The organism is Pedobacter vanadiisoli, from assembly GCF_042684385.1.
Lineage (GTDB): Bacteria > Bacteroidota > Bacteroidia > Sphingobacteriales > Sphingobacteriaceae > Pedobacter > Pedobacter vanadiisoli.
In genome coordinates this window covers 110,325-133,532 of sequence record NZ_JBHULL010000011.1, presented here as the reverse complement: position 1 = coordinate 133,532, position 23,208 = coordinate 110,325, and the positions used below count along the sequence as shown (strand labels likewise).

The 23,208-nt window shown below is 39.2% G+C and carries 20 protein-coding genes; 10 read left to right on the top strand and 10 right to left on the bottom strand.

Annotation, left to right across the window (positions count from 1 at the left end; all coding sequences use genetic code 11):
* Window positions 1–121 precede the first annotated feature (121 nt).
* Entirely contained in the window at window positions 122–1,156 is a 1,035-nt protein-coding gene (locus tag ACFSR6_RS15000) for an MAC/perforin domain-containing protein (protein WP_379080248.1), read from the top strand.
* 75 nt (window positions 1,157–1,231) lie between these two features.
* Here ACFSR6_RS15000 and ACFSR6_RS14995 read toward each other — a convergent pair whose 3' ends face one another.
* Both ACFSR6_RS14995 and lon read right to left on the bottom strand, forming a co-directional pair.
* The gene (locus ACFSR6_RS14995; RefSeq protein WP_379080246.1) at window positions 1,232–2,182 is read right to left on the bottom strand and encodes a lipid A deacylase LpxR family protein; all 951 of its coding nucleotides are present in this window, start codon (window positions 2,180–2,182) and stop codon (window positions 1,232–1,234) included.
* A gap of 81 nt (window positions 2,183–2,263) precedes the next feature.
* A complete protein-coding gene (lon, locus tag ACFSR6_RS14990; RefSeq protein WP_379080244.1) occupies window positions 2,264–4,735 on the bottom strand; it encodes an endopeptidase La in 2,472 nt (823 codons plus the stop codon).
* Window positions 4,736–5,055: 320 nt separating this feature from the next.
* Between lon and ACFSR6_RS14985 the strand changes: the two genes are divergently transcribed.
* Window positions 5,056–5,676: a tetratricopeptide repeat protein gene (locus ACFSR6_RS14985; protein ID WP_379080242.1), complete on the top strand. Its 621-nt coding sequence runs from the start codon at window positions 5,056–5,058 to the stop codon at window positions 5,674–5,676.
* Between the two features lie 41 nt (window positions 5,677–5,717).
* Here ACFSR6_RS14985 and ACFSR6_RS14980 read toward each other — a convergent pair whose 3' ends face one another.
* Window positions 5,718–6,248, bottom strand: a complete 531-nt coding sequence (locus tag ACFSR6_RS14980) for a hypothetical protein (RefSeq protein WP_379080240.1) — start codon at window positions 6,246–6,248, stop codon at window positions 5,718–5,720.
* Window positions 6,248–7,768: a 2,3-bisphosphoglycerate-independent phosphoglycerate mutase gene (gene gpmI, locus ACFSR6_RS14975; RefSeq protein WP_379080238.1), complete on the bottom strand. Its 1,521-nt coding sequence runs from the start codon at window positions 7,766–7,768 to the stop codon at window positions 6,248–6,250. Before gpmI ends, ACFSR6_RS14980 begins: the two co-directional genes overlap by 1 nt.
* A 171-nt stretch (window positions 7,769–7,939) precedes the next feature.
* Here gpmI and ACFSR6_RS14970 point away from each other — a divergent pair, with 171 nt between their 5' ends.
* From ACFSR6_RS14970 to ACFSR6_RS14955, 4 genes are all read left to right on the top strand, one after another.
* Window positions 7,940–8,338 (top strand): DUF4783 domain-containing protein, encoded by a 399-nt coding sequence (locus ACFSR6_RS14970; RefSeq protein WP_379080236.1) that lies wholly within the window; start codon window positions 7,940–7,942, stop codon window positions 8,336–8,338.
* A 155-nt stretch (window positions 8,339–8,493) separates the two neighbouring features.
* Window positions 8,494–9,336: a carboxylating nicotinate-nucleotide diphosphorylase gene (nadC, locus tag ACFSR6_RS14965; protein ID WP_379080234.1), complete on the top strand. Its 843-nt coding sequence runs from the start codon at window positions 8,494–8,496 to the stop codon at window positions 9,334–9,336.
* A 49-nt stretch (window positions 9,337–9,385) separates the two neighbouring features.
* Entirely contained in the window at window positions 9,386–10,033 is a 648-nt protein-coding gene (gene plsY, locus ACFSR6_RS14960) for a glycerol-3-phosphate 1-O-acyltransferase PlsY (protein ID WP_183759393.1), read from the top strand.
* A 96-nt stretch (window positions 10,034–10,129) separates the two neighbouring features.
* Window positions 10,130–10,936 (top strand): M48 family metallopeptidase, encoded by an 807-nt coding sequence (locus ACFSR6_RS14955; protein ID WP_379080232.1) that lies wholly within the window; start codon window positions 10,130–10,132, stop codon window positions 10,934–10,936.
* A gap of 426 nt (window positions 10,937–11,362) precedes the next feature.
* Here the strand turns inward: ACFSR6_RS14955 and ACFSR6_RS14950 are convergent, their stop codons facing one another.
* The 4 genes from ACFSR6_RS14950 to ACFSR6_RS14935 all read right to left on the bottom strand — a co-directional run bounded on the left by ACFSR6_RS14950 (window position 11,363) and on the right by ACFSR6_RS14935 (window position 17,351).
* Window positions 11,363–12,631 (bottom strand): anthranilate synthase component I family protein, encoded by a 1,269-nt coding sequence (locus tag ACFSR6_RS14950; RefSeq protein WP_379080230.1) that lies wholly within the window; start codon window positions 12,629–12,631, stop codon window positions 11,363–11,365.
* A 542-nt stretch (window positions 12,632–13,173) separates the two neighbouring features.
* Window positions 13,174–14,454, bottom strand: a complete 1,281-nt coding sequence (locus tag ACFSR6_RS14945) for an adenylosuccinate synthase (protein WP_183759396.1) — start codon at window positions 14,452–14,454, stop codon at window positions 13,174–13,176.
* A 38-nt stretch (window positions 14,455–14,492) separates the two neighbouring features.
* Window positions 14,493–14,990, bottom strand: a complete 498-nt coding sequence (locus ACFSR6_RS14940) for a Fur family transcriptional regulator (protein ID WP_113952197.1) — start codon at window positions 14,988–14,990, stop codon at window positions 14,493–14,495.
* A 153-nt stretch (window positions 14,991–15,143) separates the two neighbouring features.
* Window positions 15,144–17,351, bottom strand: coding sequence for a RelA/SpoT family protein (locus tag ACFSR6_RS14935; protein WP_379080228.1), 2,208 nt, complete (start codon window positions 17,349–17,351; stop codon window positions 15,144–15,146).
* 109 nt (window positions 17,352–17,460) lie between these two features.
* Here ACFSR6_RS14935 and ACFSR6_RS14930 point away from each other — a divergent pair, with 109 nt between their 5' ends.
* The 4 genes from ACFSR6_RS14930 to ACFSR6_RS14915 all read left to right on the top strand — a co-directional run bounded on the left by ACFSR6_RS14930 (window position 17,461) and on the right by ACFSR6_RS14915 (window position 20,878).
* Window positions 17,461–18,075 carry a DUF4294 domain-containing protein gene (locus ACFSR6_RS14930; RefSeq protein ID WP_379080226.1) on the top strand — a complete coding sequence of 205 codons (615 nt, stop codon included), beginning with the start codon at window positions 17,461–17,463 and terminating at the stop codon, window positions 18,073–18,075.
* A gap of 8 nt (window positions 18,076–18,083) precedes the next feature.
* Window positions 18,084–18,596, top strand: a complete 513-nt coding sequence (locus tag ACFSR6_RS14925; RefSeq protein WP_379080224.1) for a glutathione peroxidase — start codon at window positions 18,084–18,086, stop codon at window positions 18,594–18,596.
* A gap of 7 nt (window positions 18,597–18,603) precedes the next feature.
* On the top strand, window positions 18,604–19,320 hold the full coding sequence (gene bshB1, locus ACFSR6_RS14920) for a bacillithiol biosynthesis deacetylase BshB1 (RefSeq protein ID WP_379080222.1): 717 nt from the start codon (window positions 18,604–18,606) through the stop codon (window positions 19,318–19,320).
* A 196-nt stretch (window positions 19,321–19,516) separates the two neighbouring features.
* Window positions 19,517–20,878, top strand: coding sequence for an acyl-CoA dehydrogenase family protein (locus tag ACFSR6_RS14915; protein WP_379080220.1), 1,362 nt, complete (start codon window positions 19,517–19,519; stop codon window positions 20,876–20,878).
* A gap of 400 nt (window positions 20,879–21,278) precedes the next feature.
* Here ACFSR6_RS14915 and ACFSR6_RS14910 read toward each other — a convergent pair whose 3' ends face one another.
* Together ACFSR6_RS14910 and lat are read right to left on the bottom strand one after the other, a co-directional pair.
* Window positions 21,279–21,680, bottom strand: a complete 402-nt coding sequence (locus tag ACFSR6_RS14910; protein ID WP_379080218.1) for a hypothetical protein — start codon at window positions 21,678–21,680, stop codon at window positions 21,279–21,281.
* Between the two features lie 2 nt (window positions 21,681–21,682).
* Window positions 21,683–23,014, bottom strand: a complete 1,332-nt coding sequence (lat, locus tag ACFSR6_RS14905; RefSeq protein WP_379080216.1) for an L-lysine 6-transaminase — start codon at window positions 23,012–23,014, stop codon at window positions 21,683–21,685.
* Window positions 23,015–23,208 lie beyond the last annotated feature (194 nt).

Below are 23,208 nucleotides of genomic sequence, written 5' to 3'. Positions count from 1 at the left end.
AGATGCTGTCTTTTAGTTCTTTTATTTTATTATTCAATAAATCTCATTTCGTTTAATGATTTTGTGCTTTAAGTGGCATTAAAATTGAGTTCAATCCGCACACACACACAAATTAAACCAAATGAAAAGAACAATTTTAGCCTTAGCCCTTGTGGCTACACTTGCCGCCTGCAAGAAAAAAAACGACGGGATTTCAACTCCTGTTCCTGAAGAAAAATTATCGTCTGATATTGCCTTTACAGTTAGTGGAGCAACGCAGGATCCAAAACCTTTGTACCCTGCATCCGGAACTTATAACTTCTTAGGCTTCGGGTATGATGTTACTGATAAATTTAATGATCAAACCTCTATAAGGGCAAATGTAGTCGACATTCCTGCCTACGATGCCAACAAAAATTATAACGTTGTGCTTATGAGGGGCACTGAATCTTCATGGAGAACCATTCAAGCTAATGATGCAGTAGATTTATCAATTAAATTTTCCGACTCTTATGATGCGACAAAAGGCTTAAAGCTCTTTGGAAATACCATTGATCAGGTATTCCCCGGAACAGATGCTAATGATAAAAAGTATGTTTATGGGCATTATTCCTATTACATGATCTGGAAAGTGTATAAATTTTATTATGAACAGTCAGTAAATAACTTTTTAACAGCCGATTTCAAGAAGGATATCGTTCTATTAAATGCTCCGCAGCTTGTGAGTAAATATGGAACACATGTGCTAACCAATATAAAGATAGGTTCAAAATTTGATGTTATTTATCAGGCAGAGGCGCCTCAAAATGAGAGAAGAGGTTCGATTGTTATGGAAGGGTTGCGTTATACCCTAAAAAGAACATTTGGCTTGCCTAGTGGCTATTTGGATGAACCCATCCTTCGCAATTTAAATGATAATACTTCGGCCAAAATCTATTATAGTTCAACAGGGGGCGATATCAGTAAAATAAAACCCGAAAATATAAATAACAGGGTAGTGGTAAACCTTAACAACTGGGTTGCTTCCACTACTGAAGATAAAGCCACTTTTATAGGTGCCTCAGATAAGGGTCTGGTTCAGCTGGATAACTTTATAGATGATGCAGTTAAAAAAGCTGAGGTTAAAGCTTATATAGAACAGTATTTTGCCGCTAAAGCGGTTAAATTGAAAAATTAGCAATAGAAAAAGGGCGGTTTAACCGCCCTTTTTGTTAAGTATGCCTACGGGGACAATATTTCCCCTTGGATCTTATTAGCCTTTTCCAAATCTATAATACAAACTTAAGCCTCCATAGTTCTGTGCTTTAGCTATACTTTTAACCTCTTTTGTCTTAAATATTACGTTAAAATCGGCGGAAAATCTTCTCGAACTGTAATTTACTCCAAACTGCTGTTCGAAAACAAGGGGTTTAACGCCAAAAGTTACCGGACTATCATTATTGAAGAGGCTGCCCTGAATGGTAGCATCATAAGCAACAAAATTAAGCTGTGGTTTTACGTAAAAGAAAAACTCCGAATTGTTCAGGCTTTTGGTTTTCGAATTTCCGATTACCGCATTATGGTAAGCACTGTTGAACAGTTGATTTAATTTGCCAGCCCTGAACAGCACTGATGTGCCCAGACCCGAAAAAGTGGTACCCAGATTGGCATATCCCTGAGCGCTGATATCAACAATCGGATCTTCCGGACGGAATAGCAATTTGCTGTAATTTGCAGCCAGGTTTACAGCCACTTCATTTTTAATCTGGTACTCCCAGCCTGCAGGCGTATAAAAACCTACCGTTTTATGTAAAAAACGCTGTGCATCCTGCGCAAGGGAGTTCGGGCCAACAGTACCCAGCTCTACACTGGTTTTTAAAACACTTTCATTTTTGTAGAAAACAGAATAAGCACCGCCCGCATACAGGTAACCGGCGAAAGGCCTATCCTGATCTGCTTTATTTGGCACTTGTCCCCAATAAGGAGTATACATTTTCTGCCCGGCAGAAATCTCGAAAGTCTTTTTTTCTATTTTATCAGATAGTTTTTCAGTAGGGAGTGCCCTGCGGAAATAAATAAACAAGCCGTTGGTGTAATAACGGTCGTTTAAAGTGGCCAGATAAGCATCGTTTTCGGTTTTAAAACCAAATTCGTTTTTAAAAGATTGTGCAAAACCGGTTGAAACAACCAGACAAAAAAGAATAGTGGATAAAATTGATTTCATAAAAAAGTCCCGATAATTACCGGGACTATAAAAGTATTTAATGTAATTGGATTTTTGACCGTTAATCCAAATTTTTGCCAATTAGTTTACAATCGGAGCAGTTTTAATGCTTAAATCTAAAGGTTTTTTAACCTTGTTCTTGGTTAAGGCCAGGTCAATTACTTCGCTCATTTCGCTTACATAGTGGAATTTTAAATCCTTAATGTAGCTTTCTTTGATTTCTAAAATATCTTTACGGTTGCTTTTGCACAGGATAATTTCTTTAATATTAGCCCTTTTTGCCGCCAGTATTTTTTCTTTAATCCCGCCAACCGGAAGCACTTTTCCACGTAGGGTAATTTCACCTGTCATTGCCAAATGTTGCTTTACTTTGCGCTGTGTAAATGCCGAGGTTAATGCCGTAAGCATGGTTACACCCGCCGATGGACCATCTTTTGGCGTAGCACCTGCAGGAACGTGTACATGTACATCCCAGTTGTCAAACAACGTATAATCGATGCCAAATTCAGCTGCGTGTGCGCGTAAATAAGCCAAAGCAATTATTGCCGATTCTTTCATTACATCGCCCAGGTTACCCGTTAAGGTCAGTTTTCCTTTTCCCGGGCTTAAGCTCGATTCGATAAACAAAATATCACCGCCAACGCTTGTCCAGGCTAACCCGGTTACCACACCTGCAACTTCATTACCTTCATACAAATCTTTATCAAAAATCGGAGCCCCTAATATACGCTCCACATCATCGTTGCTTAAGTTTGCATCATAGGTCTCTTCCATGGCAATTTTTGTGGCTACACCACGTACCAGCGAGCCGATTTTTTTCTCAAGACCACGAACGCCTGATTCCCTTGTATAATCTTCGATTACTTTTTCGATCAGAGCAGGTTTAAGCGCGATATCTTTGGCCTGTAAACCATGGTTTTCTTTCTGCTTTGGCAACAGGTATTTTTTAGCGATTTCAATTTTCTCTTCAATGGTGTACCCGTTTACTTCAATAATCTCCATTCGGTCTAACAAAGCAGGCTGTATGGTGCTTAAAGAGTTTGCGGTTGCAATAAACAGAATATTTGAAAGATCGTAGTCCATTTCTACATAATGGTCATAGAACGCACTGTTTTGCTCAGGATCCAATACCTCAAGTAAGGCTGATGACGGATCGCCGCGATGGTCGGTACCTACCTTATCAATCTCATCTAAAACAAAAACAGGGTTATCTGCTCCGGCTTTTTTAATAGAAGAAATGATACGACCCGGCATTGCACCAATATAGGTTTTACGATGGCCACGTATTTCTGCTTCATCGCGGATACCACCTAAAGCCATACGTACATATTTACGGCCCAAAGCTTTGGCAATTGATTTGCCAAGCGATGTTTTTCCCACTCCCGGAGGACCAACGAGGCATAAAATTGGTGCCTTCATGTCGCGTTTTAATTTAAGCACAGCCAAATATTCGATAATACGCTGTTTAACTTTTTCTAAACCGAAATGGTCTTTATCCAATATACGTTGCGCCCTTTTCAGGTCGAAATTATCTTTCGTAAACTCGCTCCATGGTAAATCCAAAAGCAATTCAAGATAATTTAACTGTACCGAATAATCAGGTGCCGCAGGGTTCATCCGGCCCAATTTATCAAGTTCCTTATCGAAATGGTCTGCAACTGCCTGAGTCCATTTTTTCTTTTTCGCTCTTTCCTGCAGGGCATCAAACTCTAAATCAGCTGAACTGCCGCCAAGCTCTTCCTGTATGGTTTTTAATTGCTGGTTTAAGAAATAATCGCGTTGTTGCTTGTCAAGATCGGTACGCACTTTAGATTGGATCTGGTTTCTCAGCTCCAGCATCTGTAGTTCGACCATTAAAAGTTCCATTACCTTCTGTGCCCTTTCCTGCAATTTGTCCATTTCGAGGATTTTCTGCTTATCGGCCATTTCGGCATTCATGTTTGAAGAAATAAAATTGATCAAAAATGAATTGCTCTCAATGTTTTTAAGGGCTATGCTGGCCTCGCTGGGGATATTAGGAGAAAGCTGGATAATCTGTGCAGACATCTCGCGGATAGAGGCGATCAATGTTTTGAACTCCTTATCACCCTTGTGTTTCTGTTCTTCAAACTTTTTAACAATGGCCTTAATGTAAGGTTCGTTCTGCACCTCTTCAATCAGGCTGAAACGTTGTTTACCCTGTATAATTACCGTGGTGTTTCCATCCGGCATTTGCAACAGCTTAATGATGTTTGCAACTGTGCCCACAGTGTTAAGTTGCTCAAAAGTAGGGTCTTCTATCGAAACATCCTTTTGGGATACCACTCCGATAATCTTATTTCCCTTATAAGCTTCCTTAATTAATTTAATTGACTTATCTCTTCCAACCGTAATGGGAATCACTACGCCTGGAAATAAAACGGTGTTTCGCAAAGGCAATATCGCCAACGTTTCAGGGGTTTCCTCATTGTTCATTTCCTCTTCGTCCTGTTGAGACATAAGGGGAAAAAACTCTGTATCTTCGTTGATGATTGGCATTGCTGATTGGAAATCAAATATATCTTGTTTACTCATTATCACATTTTTCGGCTAACGACAAATTGACAGTTTAATCGTGTGCACTTTGTTTAATTTTGGTATTAAGTTAATAAATTCAACTCTTGTGCCAAAAGTGAAAATAATATTAATCTTATGTTAAAAAGGCAGGGTAACATAAATATTTTTGTTAATATCATATTACGCATATTTTAACGTTAAAGCTAATGTTTAAGGCCTTAGGTTTTGAATGAAAGAAAAATTAAAAACTTTTAAATTATCAGAATAGGATTATATTGCGGAAAAATTCTCCTATAATTTTAAATAGGCGTCTGATTTGTTAAATTTATTACTCATACATGAACGATTTTAAAAAGGCGATTTTAGGGCTCATTATTTTTTCATCAACCACCAGTTTTGCACAGGGGAATTATGAAAGAAGTATGCAGGCCATGATGAAAGGGGACTATAAAACTGCCGCTGCGCAACTGGAAAAGGCTGATACTAAAACTCCTGATAATGCACATGTTTTACAGATGCTTGGGTATTCATATTTCCAGAACCGTGAATATGAAAAATGTATTGCTACCTATAGCCGTTTATTAACCATTAAACCAAGCGAGGTTTCGGCATATTATTACCGCGGTATTGCAAGACTAAAAATTGCTAACGATCCCAAAGAATCGTTAAACACCATGCGTGAAAGCTTTTATCTGGCATCTCTCAAAGATTTTACAAAAGCCATCGAAATTAATGGGGATGAAGATGCACAGATGTTTCAGAACCGTGCCTTAGCCTATAAGGATTACGCAATTTTTAAATCCTTTAAAGTAAAGAAAAAAGAAGAAAAAGCAGCCTGCGTTGCTTTATTCAATAATTCGATTGCAGATTTTCAGAAAGTACTGACCTTGCAGCCACTGAGAAAAGATATTATCGATTGGGTTACTTACGATAAAGCGCAGATTGCAAGTTTAAAGTAACAATAGAAAATAAAAATGGGGCTGAATATTCAGCCCCATTTTTATTTCAGTTTTCCGGTAATGGAATATTTCTTTTCTTTTAAAAGCCTTATTTTTTGATGCTTCCTGATGCTATATAAACTATCTGGGAAATAAATCAAAGTATCTTTCGATTGGTATAAGATATTTTTATTATCGATAATGATCTCTATTTTTTGTGTTTTCAGTCCGTTCCGCGTTACAGAAATCTTCTTGATCGGAATTTTTTTATTATCGGAAGTATAAATATCCATTCCGTTAAGTTCTTTTGTTTTAAAATTTCCTTTCCAGGATGCTTTATTGATGTCTGCATTAACAAAAATGGCTAACTCTTTTGCCCAGCTGGCAATTTTAGATGTTTTGTTTTCAGCAGTACCATTTACACTAACGGTTTTATTTACAATAGGATTTAGCTTTTGTAAACGCGAAATTTCTTTTCCAAAATATCCTTTTACATCAAAATATGACAGATCAGTATTTGCTTCAGCTTCTTTCTGCTGGTTGCAGGAAAAAAAAGCTAAAGCAAATGCCAGGATAGAAATTTTTTTGATCATTATACTAAAACATTTCCGGTCATTTCTGACGGTATATCAACACCTAGAATCTTCAGAATAGTAGGAGCAATGTCGCCTAATTTACCGTCGGCAATTTTTTTGTAATCTTTATCAATTAAGATGCAGGGTACCAGGTTGGTAGTATGCGCTGTATTAACAGAGCCATCGTCATTGATCATATATTCAGAGTTACCATGATCTGCCAACAGGATGAAAGAGTATCCGTTTGCGAGTCCGGTTTTTACTACAGTTTCAGCGCATTTATCGGCAGTTTCTACTGCTTTTACTACGGCTTCGAAAACACCTGTATGCCCAACCATATCTGGGTTTGCAAAATTTAAGCAGATAAAATCAGCCCAGCCGGTTTCCATTTCTTTGGTAATGGCATCAGTAATACCAGCTGCACTCATTTCCGGCTGCAGATCGTAGGTGGCTACTTTTGGGGAAGGAATTAAAATGCGTTTTTCGTTTGCAAATTCAGCTTCCCTGCCGCCTGAGAAAAAGAAAGTAACGTGAGGATATTTTTCCGTTTCGGCAATTCGGATCTGATTTTTATGGTTTTCGGCCAAAACTTCGCCAATGGTTTTGGTCAGGTCATCTTTGGTGAAAATAACATTTACCTTTTCAAAGCTTTCATCGTAGGTGGTCATGGTAACGTAATACAATGGCAGTTTGTGCATTTGTTGCTCCGGAAAATCTTTTTGTGTCAGGGCCGTGGTAATTTCGCGCCCCCTGTCTGTACGGAAGTTAAAGCAAATCACCACGTCATCAGGCTGGATAGTGGCAACGGGTGCGCCATTATCCTGGGTAAGCACAACTGGTTTTAAAAATTCGTCGGTAATGTTTTCTGCATACGATTTTTTGATGGCAGCAAGTGCATCCTGTGTTTTCTCTCCAATGCCGTTAACCATTACATCATAAGCCTGTTTTACACGTTCCCAGCGGTTATCGCGGTCCATTGCGTAATAACGCCCAACTAAAGAGGCCAGTTTGGTATCGGTATGCTGGATGTGGTTTTGTAAGTCGGTAATAAAACCTAAACCTGAGTTCGGATCAGTATCGCGGCCATCTAAAAATGCATGTACATAACTTTTTACTTTCGATTCGTTTGCTGCATCGCAAAGTGCTTTTAAATGTTCTATATGTGCATGAACGCCACCGTTTGATACCAAACCGATAAAATGTACGGATTTGTTATTCTTTTTAGCATAATCAAAAGCATTGACCAAAACAGGGTTGCTGTGCAGCTCGTGGTCGGTAATGGCCTTATTAATTCTGCCAAGTTCCTGATAAACCACCCGGCCGGCACCTAAATTCATGTGCCCCACTTCCGAATTACCCATTTGTCCGGCCGGTAAGCCTACAGCCTCACCTGATGCCTCAAGCTTTGAGTTTGGATAATTTTGTAATAATGAATCGAAAAAAGGAGTGTTGGCAGCATAAGCAGCATCAGAATTGTCTTGTTTTCCGTAGCCCCAACCATCAAGGATTATCAGCGCGAGTTTTTTATCGTTTATCATTTATTGTAAAATTTATTGATGCCTCTTAAAACATTTTCGTGCATCACATGTTTTAGTATTTTGTTTATATGGCAAATATAACTTTATTGAGGCTTATCCAAATGAAGAAATCCTTTTTTTGAGAAGCTAATGGCATAATTTTAGCTATAGGGTTTTGTATAAAATACAGAAATGATCCGGAGCTTATTTTTATTTATCATTAGTTTGTCGTCATTATATCACCCTACAGCTCTTCAGGCGGATATTATTGATGATTTGTCGTCGTATTTTAAGGCTGGTAACGCTAAAGAAATTGCTAAAAGTTTCGCCTCAACCATCGAACTTATTATTGTTGATGAAGAAGATGTATACTCAAAAGCACAGGGTGAACAGATTTTAAGAGACTTTTTTGTTAAGCACCCTCCCGTAAAAACAAGTATTTTTCATAAAATTAATACCAATCCGAATTACCGCTTTGGCGTGATTATTCTAGGCACTGCTAAAGAAACTTTCCGGGTTTCGGTCACCATGAAAAAAATCAATACGAATTTTTCGATTACAGAATTAAGGATTGAGCCAGCTAAGGATTAATATAACTTAAGCCTGCTCAAAAAAGAATGGAAGCAGCGCCCTGCTATTCCAATAAGCCTGTTAAATCAGAAGTTAAGGTCAGCTCATCACTTTAACCCTTCTGTAAATTGCCTGCTAACAAATAATTCTTATTTTTGCGGCATAAAATCTATATTTTGGATAAGCAACTTATACATCAATTCATAAAAAATGCCCTTGCCGAAGATGTTGGCGATGGAGACCACACCTCACTTTCTACCATTCCTTCCGGAACACAGGGAAAAGCAAAGCTGATCATTAAAGAAGATGGTATTTTGGCCGGAATCGAATTGGCGAACGAGATTTTTCATGAAGTTGATGCTGATTTAAAGGTTGAACTGCTGTTGAAAGATGGTGCAGCAGTAAAAGTGGGCGATATCGCTTTAACTGTGGCTGGCAGTACCCATTCTATTTTAATTGCAGAGCGTTTGGTTTTAAACTGTATGCAACGCATGAGTGGTATTGCTACCAAAACCCATCGCATTGTATCGCTGCTAAAAAATACCAAAACCAAAGTTTTAGACACCCGGAAAACCACACCCGGACTCCGTTATCTCGAAAAATGGGCGGTGCGAATAGGTGAGGGGGTAAACCACCGCATTGGGTTATATGATATGATCCTGATCAAAGACAATCATGTTGATTATGCAGGTGGTATTGCCAATGCCATTACTGCTGCTCAAAAATACCTTGCAGATCGAAATAAAAACCTACAGATCGAAATTGAAGTCAGAAACCTGGACGAGCTTAAACAGGTTTTAGCAATTGGGGGTGTCGACCGCATTATGCTCGATAATTTTAGTTTTGAAAACCTGAGGGCTGCGGTTGAGCTGATTGATGGTAAATTTACTACTGAGGCATCTGGCGGGATTACTGAGTCTAATGTTGCAGAATATGCCGCTTGTGGGGTAGATTTTATTTCGATGGGTGAGCTTACACATTCTGTGAAAAGCCTGGATATGAGTTTAAAAGCATACTAAAGTGATTTGCTATAAAATTAAAAGCTTATTTTTTGTATCATTGTAGGCTATGGTTACGGTTTATTCTCTCAGTGCATTATTAATTGCTTATCTTTTTGGGTCTATACCAACAGCTGTATGGCTTGGCCAGGCCTTCTATGGCGTTGATGTAAGGGAATATGGAAGCGGTAATGCCGGTGCAACCAATACTTTTAGGGTATTAGGCAAGAAAGCCGGGATTGCCGTAATGATTATCGATATTGCTAAAGGTTATACTGCAACCAATCTGGCCTATTTAATCGGTATGTCGGTAACCGGACCACAAAATTCAGTTGTTTTCGTTAACTACCAGCTTGCCTTGGGTGTAACCGCAGTAATGGGACATTTATTTCCTGTTTTTGCCGGTTTCAGAGGCGGAAAAGGAGTTGCCACACTTTTTGGAATGGTTTTGGCAGTTAATTTTGAAGCATCTATGCTTTGTGTTCTGGTTTTTGTTGTGGTATTGTTATTAACCAAATATGTTTCATTGAGTTCCATCTGTGCCGGATTTACTTTTCCGCTCAGTGTGGTATTCCTGTTTCAGGTTTCCATCAAATCTGAGGTGCTGTATGGGATGGTGGTTTGCATACTGATTTTGGTTACGCATCAAAAAAACCTCGAAAGATTGCTGAAAGGCAAAGAATCCAAAGTGTATTTGTTTAAGAAGAAAACTAATTAATTTAACAAAACACATTTCATTAAAACTTATTTATAGGCTTACTGTTTAATCTTCGGTTCTGCTTATGGGTATTGGTAATCATTTAAAATCGCATTTATGAAAAAGTTATTTTTAACAGCCAGTGTTGCTGGGATCTTATTATTTAACTCCTGTTCTACCGTTCCTTTAACAGGCCGTAGTCGATTTGACCTGGTAAGTAACGATCAGGTTCTGCCAATGGCATTCCAAGCCTACAGTACATTTTTAACAGAAAACAAATCTGCTGTTTTACCCGCTTCAAATGCACAGGCATTAAAGGTAAAAACCGTTGGAAGCAGGTTAATTACTGCTGTAAAATCTTATATGAACAGCAATAACTATGGTAATTTAATTGCCGATTACCAGTGGGAAGTTAATGTGGTACAGAACAATGAAAAAAATGCCTGGTGCATGCCGGGAGGAAAAATTGTGGTTTACACCGGTATTTTATCTGTAACACAGGATGATGCCGGTTTGGCAACAGTAATGGGACATGAGATTGCGCATGCCATTGCAGGGCACTCTGCCGAGCGCATGTCGCAGGAAATGGTAGCGCAGGGCATTGGTGCTGCCGCAGGTGTAGCTTTGTCTAAAAATCCGAAAACACAATCTATTTTTAATACTTTATACGGGGTTGGTACGCCGGTAGCCATGTTGAAATTTAGCCGTAACCAGGAACTTGAGGCCGATCGTTTAGGCTTGATTTTTATGGCTATGGCCGGATATAATCCACAGAATGCCACTGCTTTCTGGAATAGAATGTCTGCAGCATCTGCAGGTGCACAAAAACCTGCCGAGTTTTTGAGTACCCACCCAAGCGATGCAACCCGTATTGCACAGATCCAAAAATATTTACCTGAAGCACAACAGTATTATAAGAAGTAGGGTTTGAGGTTTGAGGTTTAGGGTTTAAGGTGTAGGGTTTAGGGCTAAAGGTGGAGGGTTTAGGCATTGGTGCAGAAATCTTCCACCTTTTTTATTGTATTGGCAGGTCTTATGGTCTCATTAAGGCCTTTTTGTTTTAAAGATTCTTCACTGCGTTCAGCATAACAGATTGGGTTAGTCTCAATGAACTAATGACCAATGACAAATGAACCAATGACAAATGAACTGTTTTAAAGATTCTTCCCTGCGTTCAGAATGACAGATTGGGTTAGTACTAATGAACCAATGACAAATGAACTAGTGAACCAATGACTGATGAATGAATTGTGCTTAAAGATTCTTCACTGCGTTCAGCATGACAGATTGGGTTAGTGCTAATGACTAATGACTAATGAACCAATGACAAATGAACTAGTGAACCAATGACTAATGAACCAGTAAACCTCCTAAAACCTTCAAAATAGCACTGGCTTTCAATAAACACTCTTCGTACTCTGAAACAGCACTACTTTGGTAAGTAATTGCTCCTCCAACCTGAAAAGATAAATATTGGGTTTCGGAATTGTATAAAATGCTGCGTATCACCACATTAAAATCGAAATCTCCTTCAGGACTGATACAGCCGAAAGACCCCGAATACATACTTCTTTTGGTTACTTCATATTCTTCGATCAGCTTCATGGCTTTAACTTTTGGAGCGCCGGTCATGGACCCCATGGGGAAAGCATTTTTAATGGCATCGATAAAATGGATCTCAGGGTTTAGTTCACAGCTAATGGTAGAAATCATCTGGTGAACCTGTGGGAAGCTATAAATGCCAAATAACTCGTCGACTTTGACCGAGCCTTTAACGGCAGATTTGGTGAGGTCGTGGCGCACCAGGTCAACAATCATGACGTTTTCTGCCTGCTCTTTAATGTCGTTTCTGAGTTGTAATTTTATGGCTTCATCTTCTTTTGGGTCCAAACTTCTTTTGGCAGTGCCTTTTATGGGCTGTGAAGTAAGTTTTGAGCCACGTTTACATAAAAACCTTTCTGGTGTTGCAGATAAAATATATTTACCATAAACCTTAAAATAACCCGCAAATGGAGTAGGAGAAACCTTGTTTAAAGCTTCAAAAGTATGAACAGGATCTATTTTGGCATTTTCGGCAAAAAATTCCTGACAGAAATTGATTTCATAAATGTCTCCTTTCAGGATGTGATTTCTTAAAGCTTCAACTTTATGGATATATTGATCTTTTGACAGTCTTTGCGAAATCTGTATGGCTTTTGCCTGTTTTTTATCTTCAATGGATAAAGATTCAATTTCGCTTAAAATTGACGGATCACCAAGGAGGACTTCAGCTTTACCGTTTCTGAAGGCAATAAGGTACTTTGGAACAAAAAAATATAGATCCGGAAAGTTTAAGCCGTCAGGATTGTTGGATTGAAGATCTTCTATTTCGTTTTTTAAATCATAACTGAAAAAGCCAAAAATCCATTGCTTATGTAAGGCATAAAAGCTTTTTAATTCATTAAAGGCATTTTTTGCATTACATTTTAATTCATGTGCCACATCTGCCGCAACAATGAAATCATAGGCCGAATAGGCATCTTTATAATTGTTTGAGTCTAAAAAGCAACAGACTTCGAACTGATTGATCCAGTTTAAAGCTTTTTGTTTGAAATCGGATATGTTTTGCGGGGTCTTCAATCTGCCGCAAAGGTAAAAATCGGGATGATAATTGTAAGAAATTAATTTTTATCTTTTTGGTGGCAAGCAAAAAATGCCTAATCATTTCGAAAGTTCAGTTTTTAGCAAAATAGGTGGGAAATGACAGGTTGGTATTGAGGGGGATCATATTTTCGTGCGGAGCACAACATGGTCGAGAACCTGGAGGCTTGGCCGAGCTAAATCTGTTTAGATAGATTTCTCCATTTCGCCAGCGGGGAAAATCGGCTGGCTCCAGTCGAAATGACGACTCTATTATTGGATGTGTCAATGATAGTGGAATGCAATCTGATAACTATAATAGTGTTCAGTGAAATTAAATCTGTCTAGATAGATCTCTTCGCTTTTGCTATAGTTGAGATGACGACTCTTAATAAATAGCTAAAACCAAAAAAGCAACCCGTTATGGATTGCTTTTTATTTTATTTTTGTTTCCGTCATTTCGACCGTAGTGGAGAAATCTGTTTCGATTGATCGCCCTTCAGGATATTCTGAACTGTGTTAGAGATGACGGATCTAGTATTTTAATGTAATTCCAAAGTTTGTGCCCTGTCTGGCCCAACTGAAAGAAATTTGATCGGCACTTCCAGTTCTTTTTCTAAAAATGCGATATATTCGGTCAATTTAGCTGGAATTTCATCCACAGAAGTAATTTTAGTTACATCAGTAGCCCAACCTTCTATTGCTTTTAGTACCGGTTTTGGTTCGATCGAAATGATATCGTAAGGCATATAATCAATCGTTTCGCCGTTATATTCATAGTGTGTACAAGCATAAATGGTATCGAAAGTATCCAATACATCGGCTTTCATCATAATTAATTCGGTTACACCGTTTAACATGATGGCATATTTTAATGCCGGAAGATCAATCCAGCCACAACGGCGGGCACGGCCCGTGGTTGCGCCAAACTCATGACCTAAGGCACGTAAATTTTCGCCAACTTCATTATCTAACTCGGTAGGGAACGGACCACCGCCAACGCGCGTGCAATAAGCTTTAAAGATTCCGTATACAGCACCCACTTTGTTAGGGGCAATGCCTAATCCGGTACAGGCGCCAGCAGTAGTGGTGTTACTTGAAGTTACAAAAGGATATGAACCGAAATCGACATCCAATAAAGTTCCCTGTGCACCTTCGGCCAGAACCGCTTTTCCTTCTTTTAGATAGCCATTAACAAAATGTTCGCTGTCTACATGAGGGATGGCTTTCAAAAATTCGATTGCCTCAAAGAAAGCAGTTTCTTTTTCTGCCAGTTCGTATTCGAAACCTTCGTAATGAGAAAGGATTTCGGTATGTTTTTCTACCAGTTTAGCATAACGTTCCTTAAAATCAGGTAGTGTGGTATCGCCAACACGTAAACCGTTACGGCCTGTTTTATCCATATAAGTTGGGCCGATACCTTTTAAGGTCGAACCAATTTTATTTTTACCCATGCGTGCTTCGTTTGCAGCATCCAGTAACTGGTGTGTAGGTAAAATTAAATGTGCTTTACGGGCAATTACCAGTTTACCATCGGCAACCGGATCGTGTCCGGCTTTTTTTAAATTATCAAGCTCTCTTTTTAAAATGATAGGATCGATTACTACACCATTTCCAATTAAATTCATGGTTTTTTCGTTAAAAATTCCTGATGGGATAGTATTTAAAACGAATTTTTTACCATCGAACTCTAAGGTATGTCCGGCATTTGGGCCGCCCTGAAAACGGGCTATAAGATCATATTTTGGACTTAGTACATCAACGATTTTTCCCTTTCCCTCATCGCCCCATTGCAGGCCGAGAAGTACATCTACTTGCGTCATTATTAAAAATTTAAGCTTGTTTTATTTTATGTATTGATTTAATTTGCTTTTAGGTCCGCTGCTGCGGCTGCACTTTCGTTCACTTTTCTTGCAACGCTGCAATCAGAACAGAACCCGTAAAGGTTCAAAGAGTGGTGCTTGATATCGAATTTTAACAGGTCTCCAACCATGGTTTGGATCTGGTGTATACGTGGATCGCAGAACTCTACTACCTTACCGCATTCAATGCAGATTACATGATCGTGCTGACGATAACCGTAAGATTTTTCGAATTGTGCCATGTTTTTGCCAAACTGATGTTTGGTCACTAAATCACACGAAACCAATAACTCTAAAGTATTGTAAACCGTAGCACGACTTACGCGGTACTTCTGGTTCTTCATGTGGATATAAAGTGTTTCCACATCAAAGTGGTCGTTTCTTGAATAGATCTCCTCTAATATGGCGAAACGCTCTGGTGTTTTACGTAGATTTTTGTTTTCTAAATAAGCCTCAAAAATCTTGCGAACGAGCTCATTTGTATTTTGTTCAGACATAGTTTTTAAACTCCATCCAAAGGTAGTTAAATTGTTTGATTGTTCGAGGGTTAGATTGTTTAAATGTTGTAAGATTAGTCTAAAGTCGAAAGTCCTGAGTCGAAAGTCTACAGCAATATGACTCAGGACTTCGGACTCAAGACTCTTGACTAATTAGGCGTCAAACCTCGTAACTCCGGTAACGCCCCTCACTTTTAATAAATTTTTAATCAGGTTTTCGAGGTGTTCGGTATCATTTACAAAAATCATGATTGAGCCCTCGAATATCCCTTCATTGGTATCAACGGTGATGGAACGCATGTTTACTTTAAAATCGGTAGAGATTACCCTGGTGATGTTATTAATTAAGCCTACATCATCAATACCAACAATTTTTAAACCGGTTAAGAAGGTCAACTCTTTTTGCCTGTTCCATTTCGCTTTTACTACCCGGTAGCCATAATTGGCCATTAGCTGAGCAGCGTTAGGGCAGTTGGTACGGTGTATTTTAATACCTTCGCTCACGGTGATAAACCCAAAAACATCATCACCCGGTATCGGGTTACAACAGGCCGCCAGCGTATAATCAATGCGCTGCATATCTTCTCCTATTAACAGGATATCCGATTCGCCGCCTTTAATTTTATTCTTAATCCCGTCTACGGTAAGATTTTCAGGACGTTCCGGTCCACGGTTTTCGATTTCTTTTTCGGTTGTCAGGTACTCCCTGATATCTTTCAGTTCGATTTTTCCGAGGGCTACATTAACGAAAAGCTCCTGTGTTGAAGGGAGTTTGAAGAAATAACTCAGTTTTTGAATGTTATCGGTATTGTAGGTTATTTTTAACGACTTTAGCTTTCTCTCCAGGATTTCTTTGCCATTTTCGGCTATTTTGCGCTTTTCTTCTTTTAAAGATGATTTAATTTTTGATTTTGCCTTTGCAGTAACCACTACATTGAGCCAGTCTTCTTTTGGTGTTTGTTTGCTCGAAGTAATGATTTCTACCTGATCGCCATTCTGTAATTTATAAGAAATGGGAACCAGTTTGTGGTTTACTTTGGCACCGATACAGGTTGCGCCTACGTCGGTATGTATCTCAAAAGCAAAATCCAAAGCAGTAGCACCCAAAGGCAACTGTATTAAAGCGCCTTTTGGCGTAAAAATGAAAATTTCATCAGAGAAAAGATTCATTTTAAAATCATCAAGAAAATCTAATGCATTCGCTTCAGGATTGCTCAGCATTTCCCTTACTTTCTGGATCCATTGATCCAAACCATTATCGTTGCTTGATTCTTTGTATTTCCAGTGTGCCGCAAAACCTTTTTCTGCAATCTCGTTCATGCGCTGTGTACGGATCTGGACCTCAACCCACTGCCCGCGTGGCCCCATTACCGTGGTATGCAAACTTTCGTATCCATTTCCCTTAGGTGAAGAAACCCAATCGCGTAAACGGTCAGGGTTTGGGCGATATAGGTCGGTTACGATTGAATAGGCTTTCCAACAGTCGGCTTTTTCATTTTCAGGTGCCGAATCCAGAATAATCCTGATGGCAAAAAGATCATAAACCTCTTCGAAAGGAATATTTTTCTTTTTCATTTTATTCCAGATGGAGTGGATTGATTTTGGTCGTCCGTAAACATCGGCCACCAAACCCTGCTCATGCACAATCTCGTCGATAGGTTCGACAAATTTTTTAATGAAAAGCGCCCGTTCTGCTTTTTTCTCGTTTAACTTTTTTGCGATGAATTTATAGGTGTCCGGATCAAGATATTTCATCGAAAGATCTTCCAGTTCCGATTTTATCGCATATAATCCTAATCGGTGGGCAAGAGGAGCGTATAAATAAATGGTTTCTGATGCGATTTTAAGCTGCTTTTGGCGCGGCATAAAATCCATTGTGCGCATATTGTGCAAACGGTCGGCCAATTTGATCAGGATCACCCTAACATCATCGGCAAGGGTAAGCAGCATTTTACGGAAATTTTCGGCCTGTAATGAGCTATTGGTATCAAAAACACCCGAAATTTTAGTCAATCCGTCGATAATTTTAGCTGTTTTCTTACCAAATTCGCGTTCAATATCTTCCAGGGTAATATCGGTATCTTCAACCACATCGTGCAGCAATGCACATACGATGGAGGTTGTGCCAAGACCAATTTCTTCGGCAGCAATCTGTGCTACTGCAATAGGATGGTAGATATACGGTTCGCCAGATTTGCGGCGCATATCCTTATGGCTTTCTAGGGCCATATCGAAAGCTTTCCTGATTTCTTTTTTATCGCCCTTTTGCAGGGTAGATTTGCTTGCCCGTAGTAATGCCCTGTATCTTTTTAGAATTTCCTGCTTTTCCGCCTCTAAATCAATCACTAACTCTGTTTTCATTTGTATTTTTTGCGTAAAAATTGCGTCTTATTTCTGAATAAAACTTATATTAGTTTTGTGAAACACCTAATATATGAAATAACACCTAACTTTGTAAAAGTATAAATTTATGAAATTTAAAGGGCTCTTTTTTCTTTGTATTGTAATGATTTGTAGCATTTCGTTACGGGCACAGGATCCTGTTGCCCCAATATTCCCAAAATTGGGTAAAAGCGATACAATCAGGGTGGCCTCAACAAACGATAACGGTGTTATGATCCCATGGATGCAGCTTAACGATGTAACCATTTATGCAGCAAGGATCTGGAAATCGCAGGCAGAACAGGCGGCTTATAACCGGTTAAGGTATAACGTATTAAAAGTGATGCCATATGCACTGTTTGCGAAACGCCGATATGAGCAGCTTGAACAGGATATTGCGCGTACACCTGAAAAAAAAGAACAGAGACAACTGGTTAAACAGTGCGATAAAGAAATTAAAGACATGTTTAACCGCGAAATAAAGGAATTAACCATTACGCAGGGGCAGATTTTAACCAAACTGATCGACCGTGAGGTGGGCAGAACAACTTACGATATCATTAAGCAAACCAAAGGTGGTTTTGCAGCATTCTCTTACCAGATTGTTGCCCGTGTGGTAGGCCATAATTTAAAAAGTACTTACGATCCGACAGAAGATAGGGATATAGAATCGATTATCCGTACCTCAGGATTTTATCAATAAACATCATAATGCACGAAAGCATTCCGAATATTTATCCGTTTAAGGTTAAAAAAATAAACGGCGAAGAACAGCCCTTATCAGTTTACCGTAATAAGGTGGTATTGATTGTAAATACTGCATCAGAATGCGGTTTTACGCCACAGTTAAAAGAATTACAGCAACTTAAAGACGAAATCGACAGCCCAGATTTTGAAATCCTGGGTTTTCCAACCAACGATTTCGGCAAGCAGGAACCTTTAAATGGCTCTGATATTGCATCGTTTTGCGAGATCAACCATGGAGTAAAATTTCCTGTTTTTGATAAGATCATGGTACGGGGACCACAGGCCCATCCGTTATATCAGTTTCTGAGCGATAAGAAACAAAACTCAAAATTGAGTTCCAAACCCCGTTGGAACTTTCATAAATACCTGGTGAACAAAAATGGCGAACTGGTAGATTATTTTTTGCCCTTCACCAAACCATTGAGTTCAAAAATCAAAAAGAAAATTCAGCAATTGCTGAATCAAAATGCCCAATAATTACACAATGAAATTAGATATTTTAGTCATAGCCGTGCATCCTGATGATGCCGAGCTTTGCTGTTCAGGTACCATTTTAAAACATATTGCCCTCGGTAAAAAAGTTGGAATTGTAGATTTAACCCGTGGCGAACTGGGTACACGCGGCACTGCAGAAACCAGGGATGAGGAGGCTGCAGATTCTGCAAGAATTTTGGGCCTGCATGCCCGCGAAAATTTGGGGATGCGCGATGGTTTTTTCCAGAATGATGAATTTCACCGTTTGGAAGTAATTAAAGTGATCAGGAAATATCAGCCAGAAATTATTTTAAGTAACGCCCTGGAAGACCGCCATCCTGACCACGGCAGGGCAGGTGACCTGGTTTACGATTCGGTATTTTTATCCGGTCTGCCAAAAATCGAAACATTGGTTGAGGGCATTAAACAGGAAGCACACCGCCCGAGGTTATTGCTGCAATATATCCAGGACCGGTACTTAAAACCCGATATTATTGTGGATATCACTGAACATATGGATAAAAAAATCGAATCCATTAAAGCGTTTAAAACACAGTTTTACAATCCCGATGTAGAAGGATTACAGACCTATATTTCTTCGCCCGAATTTTTCGAAAGTATGATTGGCCGTGCAAGAGAATTTGGTAAGAGCATTAGTGCAACATTTGGCGAAGGTTTTACTTCGAGGAAGCTGCTGGGGGTTGACAATCTATTTGATTTGAGGTAGGAAAAAACGGTCATTCTGAGCGCAGCGAAGAATCTTTGAGTAGAAAAAAGTAAGCCTGTCATAAAATAATTTTTAGAGCGTTCCGGTATTTCCGTTATACGTTCGATAGGTTGTGGATGCTTCACTACGCTCAGAAATGACATAGTTCGCAGCCAACAAAACCGCCGTTTAATTGTTATGCTCAAAACGAATAATAATGGCGAATATATTTTCATCTCTCAAAAACGCTTACAATCTTTTTAAACATATCGATTTCAATAAGCTGGAAGCTTTATCGAAAAAAGTCGACTTACCTAAAATGGTCGAAACCATCTCAAACCTGGATGATAAACAGATCCAGGGGATGATGAAAATGATGGGCGGATCGCATAAAAAGAAAGAGCTACCCCCAATAGAAGGCGATTTTTACCATTTGGGTGATGAAGCACTTAAAGATGAAGACCGCGAACTTCAGTTAAAAGTACGTGCTTTTTTAGAAAAAGAAGTGAAACCTATTGTAAACCACTATTGGAACAAGGCTGAATTTCCTTTCGAAATTATCCCAAAACTTGCCGAACTCAACATTTGTGGCTTAACCTACAAAGGATATGGTTGCCCCGGAAAATCAAATTTAATGGAAGGTATTTTAGCGATGGAAATGGCCAGGATTGACACTTCCATTTCTACTTTTTTTGGTGTGCAGAGTGGTTTAGCCATGGGATCGATCTATTTATGCGGATCAGAAGAACAAAAACAACAGTGGTTACCGCTGATGCAGCAATTTAAAATTATTGGTGCATTTGGTTTAACTGAGCCTGAAGTAGGCTCGGCTGCTGCCGGAGGGCTAACTACTACCTGCAAAAAAATAAATGGTAAGTGGGTATTAAACGGTCAGAAAAAATGGATCGGTAACGCCACTTTTGCAGATATATTAATTATTTGGGCGCGTGACGAAGATAGCGGCGATGTTAAAGGTTTTATTGTGAAAAAAGATAATCCGGGTTTTGCGGTAGAAAAAATGCAGGATAAAATGGCTTTGCGGATCGTGCAGAACGGGATTATTACTTTAACCAATTGTGAGGTTGATGAAGCCGATCGGTTACAAAATGCAAATTCATTTAAAGATACCGCCAAAGTGTTGCAGATGACGAGGGCCGGGGTAGCCTGGCAAGCAGTAGGTTGTGCCCGCGGAGCATATGAAAATGCGTTAGACTATACACGAAACAGAAAACAGTTTGGTAAACCCATTGCTTCCTTTCAGTTGATCCAAAACCATTTGGTTGAAATGTTGTCGAATTTAACGGCTATGCAAACACTATGCTTTAGATTGTCGCAATTGCAGGATCAGGGACTGTTGAAAGATGAACATGCTTCGTTGGCCAAGGTATTCTGTTCGCTACGTACCCGTGATGTAGTGAGCAAGGCGCGTGAAGTAATGGGTGGGAATGGTATTTTGCTGGAGTACAACGTGGCCCGTTTTGTGGCCGATGCAGAGGCAATTTATTCGTACGAAGGAACAAAAGAAATTAACACACTTATTGTAGGCAGGGCCATAACGGGTTTTTCTGCTTTTGTTTAAGGGGAACTCATAAAGCTTGAACGGGTAGGTGCAATTCGGGAAACTTCGTTAGTTTTGAGCTGGGTAATCAGTAACCTGAGCATAGCTAAAGGCTTAAGTAGTTTGATCATTACTTTTTCTTTCTGTGCGGATACAGACCGGTGCTAGAGTTACTTGTCAGTCTGAGCGTAGTCGAAGACTCCCGCGTTTAATAAGAATTTTTAGGGTTAGGAAACGAATGTCAGTATTTTATAGGAAGCTGCAGTCCTGCCATTTTCTTTTTTTTATTCCTGTTATGCTGTGAGGTGCAAAGCATCTTTTTCATAGGTTACAGGTGTTTCGTGCCTCAGCATAACAAAACATCCAAGGGCATTGCAAGCAAACTCCGATCATAACGGATGCCTTCCTATTTTATCCTCCGTTAATACGGATGTTTATTAAATGCCACCTGGCTCATGGCGCTTTTTTCGTATAAGGCGATACAATCTTTGTTAAAAACCGGATCAAAATTTACTTCACCCGGCTGTAGGTTTTGCGGAACATTTGCATTTTGCATAAAGAAATATACCTTGGTATTGCCATATTTGGTATGGGGCATTAAATTGCCATAATCTTCCATTTCTTTCCACACCGAATCTTTAACCGTTACCACATAAATCCGCTGCACCGGCCCGGTGTTATTGGCATTCCTGTATTTGATAATTTCTTTAAAACCAGCCTTCATATCTTCAACGCCAGGTTGGTTAAAAGTATCTTTAACCATAAAGAAAACCAGAATTAAAACAATTGCCGTAATGGTATAAATAAAAGATTTTCTGCTCATGCCTACAATAAAGGCAATATTTTTTCCATAACCGTCAAGCCTTCGTCAATATGTTTTTGTTCGATGCAAAGCGCCGGACGGAAGCGTATCGTTTTTTCGCCACAGCCTAAAAACATCACATTGTTTTCCAGCCCTTTACTGATAAAGGCATTACGCATATCTTTATTGGGAAAATCGAATGAACATAACAAGCCTCTGCCGCGTACATTACTCATTTTATCGAACCGGTGTGACAGGTTTTCTAAATTATCTTTTAAATAGGCTCCAACTTTGGTTGCGTTGTCGCAAAGCCGATCTTCTTCTACAATCTGTAAAATCTGCGTAGAGCGTATCATATCAACCAGGTTACCACCCCAGGTAGAGTTGATCCGGCTCGGCACTTTAAATACATTGGTTTCGATTTCATCTACTTTGTTTCCAACCAGGATGCCGCATACCTGCATTTTTTTACCAAAAGCAATGATATCTGGTCGGGCTTTTTCACTAAAATGCTGGTGGCACCAGAATTTGCCGGTTAAACCCACGCCTGTTTGTACTTCATCGTAAATTAAAAAAGCTTCATTTTCATCTGCTAAAGCCTTAAGTTGGATCAAAAACTCTTCGCGCAGGTGGTTATCTCCACCTTCTGATTGGATGGGTTCTACAATTATGGCGCAGATATCATCTTTATTTTCTGTAAAAGCTTTTTTAATCTGTGCCAGCGAAGCTTCTTCGGTTGCAATGGCCCGACTTAAATTATCTCCTGAAAGTGGGAATTTAACCTCCGGAACCGGCACCCTTGGCCAATCGAACTTGGCAAACCATTTTGTTTTATCGGGTAGGGTATTGGTTAAGCTTAAAGTATAACCGGTTCTGCCATGAAAAGCCCGCTCGAAGTGTAAAACCTTATAACCTTTTTCGGAGGTATAACCTTTGGCAAAGTTTTTTTGAACTTTCCAGTCCATGGCTACTTTAATAGCATTTTCAACTGCTAAGGCGCCTCCGGCGATAAAAAAGGCATGCGGCAGGTAAGAGGGGATACCAACCCTAGAAAATGTTTCTACAAACTGTGCGTATTGTTGGGTATAAACATCGGAATTGGAAGGATTAGCCAAAGCAGCCAGGAAAAGATTTTTTTTAAAGGCTTCATCATTGATCATTTTAGGATGATTATAGCCTAAAGGAACGGAAGCAAAACAGGTGAAAAAATCAAGTAGGTTCCGGTTATATTTGGAATCGTAGATATAGGCACCATTACTTTTTTCCATATCGTAGGTAAGGTCGAAACCGTCGGCCAAAATGTGTTTCCTTAATGATTCGTTAACGCGATCTGCAGGTACTGTTAATTGGTACATAAAACTGGATTTGGTATATTTCAAATTTAGTTAAATGTGCCTAAAATCAAAATTTAAGCACTTTTTGTACTCCTGCAACAAAAAATAGGTTTAAACTGTTTAAAGTATGATTATGGACAAAATCGGGTTTCGGACTTCACAGATGTGGAAAACTTTTTTGCTTGAATTTCTTTTTAAAACGTCTTAATTAAATC

Bases quoted from the DNA above. Each gene is read 5' to 3' on its own strand.
- ACFSR6_RS15000 (WP_379080248.1), top strand. From the start codon at position 122: ATGAAAAGAACAATTTTAGCCTTAGCCCTTGTGGCTACACTTGCCGCC.
- ACFSR6_RS14995 (WP_379080246.1), bottom strand. From the start codon at position 2,182: ATGAAATCAATTTTATCCACTATTCTTTTTTGTCTGGTTGTTTCAACC.
- lon (WP_379080244.1), bottom strand. From the start codon at position 4,735: ATGAGTAAACAAGATATATTTGATTTCCAATCAGCAATGCCAATCATC.
- ACFSR6_RS14985 (WP_379080242.1), top strand. From the start codon at position 5,056: ATGAACGATTTTAAAAAGGCGATTTTAGGGCTCATTATTTTTTCATCA.
- ACFSR6_RS14980 (WP_379080240.1), bottom strand. From the start codon at position 6,248: ATGATCAAAAAAATTTCTATCCTGGCATTTGCTTTAGCTTTTTTTTCC.
- gpmI (WP_379080238.1), bottom strand. From the start codon at position 7,768: ATGATAAACGATAAAAAACTCGCGCTGATAATCCTTGATGGTTGGGGC.
- ACFSR6_RS14970 (WP_379080236.1), top strand. From the start codon at position 7,940: ATGATCCGGAGCTTATTTTTATTTATCATTAGTTTGTCGTCATTATAT.
- plsY (WP_183759393.1), top strand. From the start codon at position 9,386: ATGGTTACGGTTTATTCTCTCAGTGCATTATTAATTGCTTATCTTTTT.
- ACFSR6_RS14955 (WP_379080232.1), top strand. From the start codon at position 10,130: ATGAAAAAGTTATTTTTAACAGCCAGTGTTGCTGGGATCTTATTATTT.
- ACFSR6_RS14945 (WP_183759396.1), bottom strand. From the start codon at position 14,454: ATGACGCAAGTAGATGTACTTCTCGGCCTGCAATGGGGCGATGAGGGA.
- ACFSR6_RS14940 (WP_113952197.1), bottom strand. From the start codon at position 14,990: ATGTCTGAACAAAATACAAATGAGCTCGTTCGCAAGATTTTTGAGGCT.
- ACFSR6_RS14935 (WP_379080228.1), bottom strand. From the start codon at position 17,351: ATGAAAACAGAGTTAGTGATTGATTTAGAGGCGGAAAAGCAGGAAATT.
- ACFSR6_RS14930 (WP_379080226.1), top strand. From the start codon at position 17,461: ATGAAATTTAAAGGGCTCTTTTTTCTTTGTATTGTAATGATTTGTAGC.
- ACFSR6_RS14925 (WP_379080224.1), top strand. From the start codon at position 18,084: ATGCACGAAAGCATTCCGAATATTTATCCGTTTAAGGTTAAAAAAATA.
- bshB1 (WP_379080222.1), top strand. From the start codon at position 18,604: ATGAAATTAGATATTTTAGTCATAGCCGTGCATCCTGATGATGCCGAG.
- ACFSR6_RS14915 (WP_379080220.1), top strand. From the start codon at position 19,517: ATGGCGAATATATTTTCATCTCTCAAAAACGCTTACAATCTTTTTAAA.
- ACFSR6_RS14910 (WP_379080218.1), bottom strand. From the start codon at position 21,680: ATGAGCAGAAAATCTTTTATTTATACCATTACGGCAATTGTTTTAATT.
- lat (WP_379080216.1), bottom strand. From the start codon at position 23,014: ATGTACCAATTAACAGTACCTGCAGATCGCGTTAACGAATCATTAAGG.